This is a genomic window from Devosia sp., from assembly GCF_014860165.1.
Taxonomy (GTDB): domain Bacteria; phylum Pseudomonadota; class Alphaproteobacteria; order Rhizobiales; family Devosiaceae; genus Devosia.
In genome coordinates, this window is record NZ_JACZKG010000002.1 from 1 (window position 1) to 10,171 (window position 10,171).

At 64.1% G+C, this 10,171-nt stretch carries 10 protein-coding genes and 1 pseudogene; 8 read left to right on the top strand and 3 right to left on the bottom strand.

What is annotated here, in order from left to right; translation table 11 throughout:
• The 6 genes from IH615_RS00240 to IH615_RS00265 form a co-directional block, all read left to right on the top strand.
• Positions 1-905 (top strand): ABC transporter substrate-binding protein (locus IH615_RS00240; RefSeq protein ID WP_291358895.1); only part of this gene is annotated, 905 nt, incomplete at its 5' end.
• Between the two features lie 89 nt (positions 906-994).
• The gene (locus IH615_RS00245) at positions 995-1,678 is read left to right on the top strand and encodes an ABC transporter permease subunit (RefSeq protein WP_291358897.1); all 684 of its coding nucleotides are present in this window, start codon (positions 995-997) and stop codon (positions 1,676-1,678) included.
• Complete coding sequence (locus tag IH615_RS00250) at positions 1,657-2,391, top strand: ABC transporter ATP-binding protein (RefSeq protein ID WP_291358899.1); 735 nt, start codon at positions 1,657-1,659, stop codon at positions 2,389-2,391. The genes IH615_RS00245 and IH615_RS00250 overlap by 22 nt, the downstream gene beginning before the upstream one ends.
• Positions 2,375-3,070 carry a hypothetical protein gene (locus tag IH615_RS00255; RefSeq protein ID WP_291358900.1) on the top strand — a complete coding sequence of 232 codons (696 nt, stop codon included), beginning with the start codon at positions 2,375-2,377 and terminating at the stop codon, positions 3,068-3,070. The genes IH615_RS00250 and IH615_RS00255 overlap by 17 nt, the downstream gene beginning before the upstream one ends.
• 223 nt (positions 3,071-3,293) lie before the next feature.
• A complete protein-coding gene (locus IH615_RS00260) occupies positions 3,294-3,896 on the top strand; it encodes a hypothetical protein (RefSeq protein WP_291358901.1) in 603 nt (200 codons plus the stop codon).
• A gap of 27 nt (positions 3,897-3,923) precedes the next feature.
• Positions 3,924-4,985, top strand: coding sequence for an XRE family transcriptional regulator (locus tag IH615_RS00265; RefSeq protein ID WP_291358903.1), 1,062 nt, complete (start codon positions 3,924-3,926; stop codon positions 4,983-4,985).
• 337 nt (positions 4,986-5,322) lie between these two features.
• On the opposite strand, the gene IH615_RS00270 is transcribed toward IH615_RS00265, so the two are convergent.
• Together IH615_RS00270 and IH615_RS00275 are read right to left on the bottom strand one after the other, a co-directional pair.
• Positions 5,323-5,823 carry a hypothetical protein gene (locus IH615_RS00270; RefSeq protein WP_291358905.1) on the bottom strand — a complete coding sequence of 167 codons (501 nt, stop codon included), beginning with the start codon at positions 5,821-5,823 and terminating at the stop codon, positions 5,323-5,325.
• Positions 5,813-6,373: a response regulator gene (locus tag IH615_RS00275; protein WP_291358907.1), complete on the bottom strand. Its 561-nt coding sequence runs from the start codon at positions 6,371-6,373 to the stop codon at positions 5,813-5,815. The genes IH615_RS00270 and IH615_RS00275 overlap by 11 nt, the downstream gene beginning before the upstream one ends.
• 839 nt (positions 6,374-7,212) lie before the next feature.
• Here IH615_RS00275 and uvrB point away from each other — a divergent pair.
• Positions 7,213-9,195, top strand: a pseudogene (uvrB, locus tag IH615_RS00280) (excinuclease ABC subunit UvrB); the annotation flags it as partial.
• Between the two features lie 233 nt (positions 9,196-9,428).
• Here uvrB and IH615_RS00285 read toward each other — a convergent pair.
• Positions 9,429-9,923: a hypothetical protein gene (locus tag IH615_RS00285; protein WP_291358908.1), complete on the bottom strand. Its 495-nt coding sequence runs from the start codon at positions 9,921-9,923 to the stop codon at positions 9,429-9,431.
• A gap of 172 nt (positions 9,924-10,095) precedes the next feature.
• On the opposite strand from IH615_RS00285, the gene IH615_RS22190 reads away from it, so the two are divergent.
• The coding region (locus IH615_RS22190) for a transposase (RefSeq protein WP_366484651.1) at positions 10,096-10,171 on the top strand (76 nt) is incomplete at its 3' end.

Here is a 10,171-nt window from a genome sequence, read left to right on the forward strand (position 1 = left end):
CCCTGACCATCGGCGTCCAGGAAAGCGGCACGGTGCAATGGGAAATCCAGACCATTAAGCGCCTCGGCCTCGACGAGAAACACGGCCTCGACCTGCAGATCCGTCCGCTTGCCGATAGCCGCGCCGGGCAGATCGCCCTGCTCGCCGGCGCCGTCGATGTCATCCTCTCCGATTTCGTCTGGGTCTCCATCCAGCGCGGCGATGGCAACATGGTCACCATGGTGCCCCATTCCCTCGCCGTTGGCGGGCTGATGGTCCCATCCGGCAGCCCCATCGCCGATGTCGCCGATCTCGCCGGCAGGACCATCGCCGTATCCGGCAGCCCCGTCGACAAGAGCTGGGTCATCCTCCAGGCCTATTACAACCAGGCCACGTCAGGCACGCTCGCCACCGATGCCAGCGCCCGCTTCGGCGCCCCGCCGCTCGTCAACGAACTCCTCGCTTCCGGCGGCGTCGATGCCGCGCTCAACTTCTGGCAGTGGAATGCCCGCGCCAAGGCAGCCGGCATGACCGAACTGCTCTCGGTCGCCGACATGCTCGCCACCCTGGGCGTCCCCGAACAGCCGCCCCTCCTCGGCTGGACCTTCACCGACGAGACCGCCACGACGAAAACCGCCGCCATATCAGCGTTTCTGGATGCCTCCTTCGACGCCAAGGCCGTGCTGCTGGCCGACGACGCCGCCTGGGACAGCCTCACCGACCTGATGGGCGCCTCTGATGACCCCGCCCTCTTCACCCAGCTGCGCGACGACTATCGCGCCGGCATCGTCCCCGGTTACGATCCCGCAGACACCGACGCGGCGGCCCAGGCCTTCGCGCTGCTGGCGCAATATGGCGGCAGCGACCTGGTCGGCGAGCAGGACCAGCTCGCGCCAGGCACCTTCTGGGGAGGATACCGCAAATAGCGCCCGACCGGTCGCAGCCCCGCCGCCATCACGCGGCGCTCGAATATCTGTCGCTGCCGCTGCTGCTGCTGCTCTGGCAGGCCCTGGCCATGGCCTTCGCCCACCGCCTGTTCCCGACCCCGCTCGCCGTCGCCGTCGAACTCTGGGCCCTCGCCGCCCACGGCCCCCTGCTACCAGACCTCGGCAAGACGATGCTGCGCGCCGGCAGCGCCTTCGTCATCGCCATGGTCCTGGGCACCGCCCTGGGCATCGTCCTCGGCCGCCAGCGCTGGCTGGACCGGCTGTTTTCCGGCTGGCTGCTGGTCGGGCTCAACCTGCCCGCCATCGTCGTCGCCATCGTCTTCTATATCTGGCTGGGCCTGACCGAGCTGGCGCTGGTCGCCGCTGTCGTCATCAACAAGGTCCCCCTCGTCATCACCACGATCCGCGAAGGCGTCCGCAGCCTCGCCGCCGACTATGACGAACTCGCCGCCGCCCTCCGCCTGTCCCCGCTGCGCCGCCTGCGCCTCGTCACCCTGCCCCAGCTCATGCCCTTCATTCTCGCCGCGGCGCGCACCGGCCTGTCGCTGATCTGGAAGATCGTCCTCGTCTTCGAGGTGCTGGGCAGCGATGGCGGCGTCGGCTACCGCGTCAGCATCCAGTTCCAGTTCTTCGACATCACGGGCATCCTCGCTTATACCACCGCCTTCATCCTGGTCGTTCTCGCCGTCGAATATGGCCTGCTGCGACCCCTCGAACGAAATGTGCTGCAATGGCGCCCGGACCCGGCCTGACCCTGTCGATCGCCGAAAAGCGCTTCCCCGGCCCCACGCCGCCGCTTTTCGCCGATCTCCGCCTCGATATCGCCCCCGGCAGCGTCACCGCCCTCTTCGGCCCCTCGGGCATCGGCAAGTCCACCCTGCTGCGCCTCATCGCAGGCATCGACCGTGACTTCGCCGGCAGCATCGCCATCGACGGCATCCCGGCCCACCAGGCGCCTCCACCGGGCTTTGTCTTCCAGGACCCGCGCCTCCTGCCCTGGCGCACCGCCCGCGACAATATCCGCGCCGCCGCGCCCGCCATCTCGGCCGAAGCCGCCGATGCCGCCCTCGCCCGGGTTGGCCTCGCCACCCAAGCCACTGCCTGGCCCCGCATGCTGTCCGGCGGCATGCAGCGCCGCGTCGCCCTGGCCCGCGCCTTCGCCACCAATGCCCGCCTGCTCCTGCTCGACGAGCCCTTTATCTCCCTCGATGCCGCCCTGGTCGACGACCTGCACCAGCTTCTCGCCGACATCATCGCCACGTCGGGCGCCACCGTCATCTTCGCCTCGCACGGCCCCCAGGACGTCGCCCGCCTCGCCACCCGCGTCATCACCCTCGCCGGCCGTCCCGCTGCCATCGCGCAGGACCTGACCTTCCCCCTGCCGCCCGCCCAGCGCGACGGCGCCACGATAGCGGCCTATGCAAGCCAGCTCGCCACAGGAGTTCCCCATGCTGCCCTGGATTAAGCTCGGCGAGACCACCATGCCCGGCGGCGGCGCCATGACGCTGATGCAGCGCGGCACCGAGTTTTCCATCATGTCCGGCGTCATCACCCTGATGAACAGCCGCCTCAGCAATTCCGAAGTCCAGCTGGCCACCCTCTCCGCCGCACGCATCGGCACGCGGCCAAAAGCCCGCATCCTGATCGGCGGCCTTGGCATGGGCTTCACCCTGCGCGCCGCCCTCGACTGCTTCGCCGCCGATAGCGAAATAACAGTCGCCGAACTGGTGCCCGAGGTCGTCGCCTGGGCCCGCGGCCCGCTCGCCGTGCTCCACGGCAACAGCCTCGATGACATCAGGGTGCGCATCCACCAGGGCGATGTCGCCACCGCCATCAGCGGCGGCCAACCCTTCGACGCCATCCTGCTCGATGTCGATAACGGCCCCGACGGCCTGTTCCGCCCCGCCAATGACCGGCTCTACAACGCCGCCGGCCTCGCCGCCGCCCGCGCCGCTCTGACGCCGGGCGGGCACCTGGCCGTCTGGTCCTCCGCGCCCGACATCAGGTTCACCAAGCGCCTCAAGCAGGCCAGCATGAGCGTCGAAGAAATCACCGTCCGCGCCCGCAGCAACGGCAAGGGCGAACGCCACACGATCTGGATCGCGACACGGCCGGGGAAGGCGGATTCGGCGGCCAGGACTTAGCCGGCCAGGCAACTGGTTTCAGCGGGCGAATGACCGCTTCCGACCCCATTCCCGTCATTTGCCCTATAGCAAGACACCTCGGAAGCAGACTTGCGAGAGGGCATTCCACCATCAATTGGCGGACAAATACCGCTCCTTGAAACTATCCTGCAATTTTTGCCTTTGATTTAGGAAGCGGATTCGGTCAAGATGTAGCATTCCTCCACCTCCGAGATTCCACCTCATGATCGCCCTCTACCCCGACGAAGACGAAGTCAAAGAAATCCTGAAGCCGTTCGAAGGCAAGCTTATGGAAGCGCATCTCAACGCCTTCGCTCGCTGGATTGCTTCCCCGGAACGGGCCACGAACCGCTTTCAACGGACGATGTCCACCATGATGTACGACTTCATTGTGCAAGAGGTGGGTGTAGTCCTGGACGATCTGCCAGGTGTCCATCGCATTGATCGCGCCGAGAGTGTGAAGTACCTGTTCGATGACCGGGTGTTGGTCCGCTTCAAGCGTGGCAATAAAGACGGCTTGGGGCGAAACATCGAAACCAAAGCCGAGTATGAATTCATCGATCCGCGGGAGTGCTTCATGGGCCTTCCGGAGATATGGAAGGTCGAGGCACTCTGGTATCCGAACAAGCTGGCCACCAAGCTCGACAAAGTGAAGATCGTCGCCCGCGACATCAATGCCAAGATCTGGAGCTATGAGATTGGCGCCGAGGCTGATACTGCGCTGCTACCGACGCCGCTGCCAATCATTCCTATCGAGCCGGCAGCGCGGGCGCCGCTGGTCTCCCTGAGGGACACGCCCAAGAAAACAGACCAAGAGAAGAAGTAGCGGATTACGATGAGCACACGGGGAGACATGCTCAGGCTGGCACGGCAACGCCGTGGGTATCAGCAGAAGGAGGCCGCGGCGCTTCTTGGCGTCTCGGCGAGCGACCTTTCGCGTATTGAGAACGGCATCAAGGACGCTTCCGATCAAACGATCGAAGCCGCTGCTCGGGCTTTCAAGATGCCGCCATCGTTCTTCGACCAGCGAATCGCGGTCTACGGTGCGCCGGTGAGCGTCCATCCCATGTGGCGCAAGAAGGCCGAAGTCACTGCCGGCGAGATGGATGCGGTAATCGCGGAATTGAACGTCCGCACCCATCACCTCAAGCGGCTGCTCGAGGCCGCGCAGGTGAACGCCGTGCGGACGGTGCCCACACTCGACTTCGATGAGTATGGTGACGCAGAGCGAATTGCTGGTCTAGTCCGCGCGCATTGGCAAGTGCCATCGGGGCCATTGCGCAACCTCACGCAGATTATCGAAGAGGCGGGCATCGTCGTTGCCCACTCGTCGTTGAACGGCTCTTCCATCAGCGGTGTCACGTTTCGTGTTCCCGGCATGCCGCCGCTGATCGTGCTCAACGATTCTCAGCCTGCCGATCGCATGCGCTTTACGCTGGCGCATGAGCTTGGCCACATAGTCATGCACCGTTTCCCAACGCCCGACATGGAGGCCGAGGCAAATGCGTTCGCATCGTATCTGCTCGCTCCCTCTCGCGACATCCGTCCATACTTCGGCCGAGGGCGCGTTGACCTGCCGCGCCTCGCTGCGCTGAAGACCGAATGGCGCATGTCCATGTCGTCTCTGGTGTTCGTCGCAGATCGTCTCGGTCTGCTGACGCCCAATCAAAAGGTCTACATCTGGAAACAGTTCAGCATGAACAACATGCGGACCCGCGAACCGCCCGAACTCGATTTCCCGCATGAGCAGCCGACCGTGCTTCCCAGCGTCGTTCGCATGCATATAGATGCCCTTGGATACTCCCTGGGAGACTTGGCCGCGATCTTGCACATGGACGCTGAAGAACTGCCTGCGTTCTATGGCATCGATGTGCCCGTAGGGAACCGAGGTTCCACGCTTCGTCTGGTGAAGTAGAAGGCTGCGCTTGACCCGTTTGGCCGTGACTGCATGGCTGACGGACCGCAGATCGAGGAAGAGAAAGTCCTTCTCTTAAGCGTGGAGACGCGGCTCGAGGCTCTCATGGAGAGTGCGTGGATGTCTGCTTCGTACCTCGGCATCTGAAAGCAGCCTGTCCGCAACCCGCCCCATTGCTGCCCCAACGGGGTGGGCGCTGACAGGGCATGGCGTGGTGCCCATCGATGCCGCGCTAGAGCTGGGCCGGTTGCAAACACTCAGGAGCGCCATGAGTTGACCTTTCGGCTTCAGACCCCAGGTCTGTCGGATAAGTCTACGGCCGGCGCGCCCAGCCCCCTCAACCCGCCTGAACTCCCCGGCCGATCACCAGCGTGGTCAGCGTCTCCAGGTCCTTCAGCAGCGGCAGATAGGGCGTGAGGTCGCTGCCGCGGCAGGCGTCCTGGCGGGCGAAGACCAGGGCATCGGCAAAGCAGGCCGCCTCGTTGGCGTCCATGCTGGCGCCGTCCACCGCCACCGCATCCAGGCAATCATAGCTATGCATGGCCACTTCGGTCAGCAGGTGCATTTCGGCCAGTCCAGCCAGGTCGCGCGTCGTCGCCGCCCAGTCGCAGGCACCCCGCACGGCCGCCGCGGGCGCCTCCTTCTGCCACTGCCGCAGCAGGGCCACCAGCGGCTCGAGGCTATCAAGCACCCGCTGCTGCACCTGCACCTGCATGTCCGCCACCGCCTGCTCGGCCGCCCGCCCGGCCGCCCGTCGATCGACCCCGCCCGGCTTGACCGCCTCGGTCTGGAACTTCGTCACCACCGCGACCTGCCTGCCCACCGGCTTACCCGACATCGACGACCTCCAACGCACCCTTGTCGGCGCGACGCCGCTTGGGCGCACCCTTCTGGCCCGGCTCGCGGAAACGCCGGTCGGGGCCGAAATAGGTGTCATTCTCCCAGAACGGTCGCGGCGAGCGCGCGATCCAGACGATGCGGTCATAGAACACCGTGGACGAGACCGGCTTGGACAGCACGAAATTGGCGCCGCTGTCGCGCGCCTGGCCCACGCTGATGCGCCGCGCCGTGCCCATGGTGATGATGATGGGTATGGTCCGCTGCTTGTGCTGGGCGTCCAGCCGGATGCCGCGCACCAGCTCGATGCCATCGGCCCCCGTGCCGCCATCATGCCCCCTGGGCAGGTCCGCCGCGCAGATCAGGAAATCGACCTGGCGATCCTTCATGATGCGCCGCGCCGTCGCGATATCGGCCGCCTCATGGACGGTCTTGGCGCCAAAGCCGTGCAGCAGTCGCCGGAACAACTCCCGGTATAACTCGCTCGGATCGGCAACAAGGAAGCCGATCTTGGACAGATTAACTGAGGAACCGGAGAACTTTAGCGACATAATGGAGAACGTTACCCATAAACTCCTGATACTCCGTAAATGTCCCGCCAGCAATTCCGCCTCGCAGCGGCGGCGTCATCACTCCTGACTCCGCCTGTCAGCAGCCCCCGTTCCCTCTCCGTTCGTTACTCGTTATGCTCCGCGGAACATTGCATTCCCGCGCCTCGTTCCCCATCTGAGTCGCCTCCCCCTCTCCAGGTGTATCCATGGCCGACAAGTCCGCACGTCCCGGCAAAGCCGACTTTTCCATCGACGACTTCCTCGGCGAGATCGAGAAGGCCGAGGATATCGCCGCGTCCAAGCCGCTCTACGCCGAGCGGATGCGCAACAAGCGCGCGCTCGACCGCGCCGACCAGAAGCTGGCCGCCGACGCCGCCCAGGCCGAGGAGGACGCCCGCAAGGCCCTGGCCCAGGCCGAAAAGAAGAAGACCGCGCTCGAAAAGCGCCGCACCACCAAGTCCAACAACGACACCGCCACCGGCATGTCGGCCAGGACCAGCAAGACCAAGATCAACTCCGTCGACCGCATCGACTTCGACGGCATGGGCGAACCGGCCCAGGCCGGCTTCGGCCACAAGCCATCCGCCCGCGAGATCAGCCGCGCCGCCGCCGCCGATCCCGAAAGCCAGGCCCGCCTGCGCGAGGCGCTCGACGCCGCGGTGAAAAAGAGCAAGGCCCGCAAGGGCGAGAGTCTGGAAAACGCCCAGACCGTCGGCGTCACCGCCACCGTCAAGGCGCTCGAACAGATCATCCTGCATGGCCGCAAGGAGGTGGAAGGCTCCTCCCCCTGGGTGCCGCACAAGGCGCAGAACCAGCTCGAAAAGCGCATGCCGGCCCGCCCCTTCCGCATGGTGACCGACTACAAGCCCGCCGGCGACCAGCCCACCGCCATCGCCGAATTGGTCGAAGGCATCAACAATGGCGAGACCGACCAGGTCCTGCTCGGCGTCACGGGCTCGGGCAAGACCTTCACCGCCGCCCAGGTCATCGCCGCCACCAACCGCCCGGCCCTGATCCTCGCCCCCAACAAGACCCTCGCCGCCCAGCTCTATGGCGAGTTCAAGTCCTTCTTCCCCGACAATGCGGTCGAATACTTCGTCTCCTACTACGACTACTACCAGCCCGAGGCCTACGTGCCCCGGACGGACACCTATATCGAGAAGGAATCCACCATCAACGAGCAGATCGACCGCATGCGCCACTCGGCGACGCGGGCGATCCTCGAACGCGACGACGTCATCATCGTCGCCTCCGTCTCCTGCATCTACGGCATCGGCTCGGTGGAAGATTACACCGCGATGACGATCGATGTTCAAAAAGGCCAAAAAATCGACCAGCGCGAGCTGCTCGCCAAGCTGGTGGCCCTGCAATACAAGCGCGGCGACACCGGCTTCGTCCGCGGCACCTTCCGCGTGCGCGGCGATACGGTTGAGATCTTCCCCGCCCACTATGAAGCCGCCGCCTGGCGCGTCTCGCTGTTCGGCAACGAGATCGAATCCATCGTCGAATTCGACCCTCTTACCGGCAAAAAATCCGCCGACCTCACCTTCATCCGCGTCTTCGCCAATTCCCACCACGTGACGCCGCGCACCACCATGAACCAGGCCATCAAGGCCATCCGCAGCGAACTCGCCGCGCGTCTCCAGGAACTCAACGGCGCCGGCCGCTTCCTCGAAGCCCAGCGCCTCGAACAGCGCACCCTGTTCGATCTCGAAATGATGGAAGCCACCGGCTCCTGCGCCGGCATCGAGAACTATTCGCGCTACTTCTCCGGCCGCCGCCCCGGCGAGCCGCCGCCGACCCTGTTCGAATATCTCCCCGACAATGCCCTGGTCTTCGTCGACGAAAGCCACGTCACCATCGGCCAGCTCGGCGCCATGTATCGCGGCGACCTGCGCCGCAAGGCGACCCTGGCCGAATACGGCTTCCGCCTCCCCTCCTGCATGGACAACCGTCCCCTCCGCTTCGAGGAGTGGAACGCCATGCGCCCGCAATCGGTCTACGTGTCCGCCACCCCCGGCTCCTGGGAAATGGACCAGACCGGCGGCGTCTTCGCCGAACAGGTCATCCGCCCCACCGGGCTGATCGATCCCCCGGTCGAAATCCGTCCCGCCAAGGCCCAGGTCGATGACGTGGTCGACGAAATCCGCCAGACCAACAAGGCCGGCTACCGCACCCTGCTCACCGTCCTCACCAAGAAAATGGCCGAGGACCTCACCGAATACCTGCACGAACAGGGCATCCGCGTCCGCTACATGCACTCCGATGTCGACACCATCGAGCGCATCGAAATCATCCGCGACCTGCGCCTGGGCGCCTTCGACGTCCTCGTCGGCATCAACCTGCTGCGCGAAGGCCTCGACATCCCCGAATGCGGCCTCGTCGCCATTCTCGACGCCGACAAGGAAGGCTTCCTGCGCAGCGAAACCTCGCTGATCCAGACCATCGGCCGCGCTGCGCGTAACGTCGACGGCAAGGTCGTGCTCTATGCCGACCGCATCACCGGCTCCATGGAGCGCGCCCTCGCCGAAACCAACCGCCGCCGCGAAAAGCAGATGGCCTACAACGAAGCCAACGGCATCACCCCCGCCTCCGTCCGCTCCAACATCCACGACATCGTCGACAGCGTCTACGAACAGGACCACGTCACGATCAGTATTGGCAAAGGCAAGGACGGCAAGGAACAGGTCCAGGTCGGCGCGAATTTGGCGGCCGTCATCAAGGACATGGAAGCCCAGATGCGGGAAGCCGCGACGAACCTTGAGTTTGAGAAGGCGGCAAGGTTGCGGGACGAAGTCAAGCGCCTCCGCGAAATGGAGCTCGACACACTCTCCGGCGAGGTCAACTAAGCCCCACCCAACCTTCCCCTTCAGGGGGAGGCTAGGAGGGGGCCTCTCCGCATCCGCCGAATTGAGCAACCGTCATCATGACTTCAAATGAAATGAGACGTGACGACTGAGCCTGAGGGCGGCGAGGTTGCGCAACAAGGTGAAGCGGCTGAGGGAGATGGAGCTGGATACGTTGGAGGGTGAGGTGAACTAGCCCGCGCCTACGGCTAGTGTCGACTTAAAACTCGAACTACCCGCTCAACTGCTACGCCATCCGCTGTGCCAACTCTCCGCTGATCACTGGCGATTCTGCACGTTGGCCAAGCTCTCTTCGCAACTGCCATCGCCAGATAGGCGCAGTGACTAGTCTTGTTGTACCCAGCGCCCACGTCGGGTGTGCGAATTATCGATCTGTCGAATTCAAAGTATGTCTCGAAAACGGCCCGCGACATGTCGTCCTCTTCATCATCGAAGTAGATGTTACCGTCAAAGAGGACAAGAGGTCCCTTAGATTTCGAAATTTCGTCATAGAACTGCTTCGCCGAGAACCACCTTCTTCTCCAATTGACAATTGGGAGGTCAAAGGTATCACCGCCGTACTTTAGGACTATCTCAGCCACATCGCCTTTGTCCTCCTTTTCCGCCTTTGTTGCGCTGTGCAAAATGGCCTGTTGCGATGCCCATGATGCTAAAACGTTCTTCGGGATGTCGAGAGTGGCCACGGATCTTGCAGCGTTCTCAATTCGTCCGTTCAACACACCCAGGATGTGCTGCTCATCCGTTACCCGCACCCCTTTGTCGCAAACGACACCTGATCGATATGGAGCCACTGACGTTGCCCCCTGCGCCTAATCCAGTTTGAAGTAGGCTCTGGCCCCATCAGAAGGACCAGAGATGAAGCGAAGCAGGTTCACCGAAGAGCAGATCATTGCGATCTTGAAGGAGCAGGAGGCCGGGGTCCCGGTTGCCG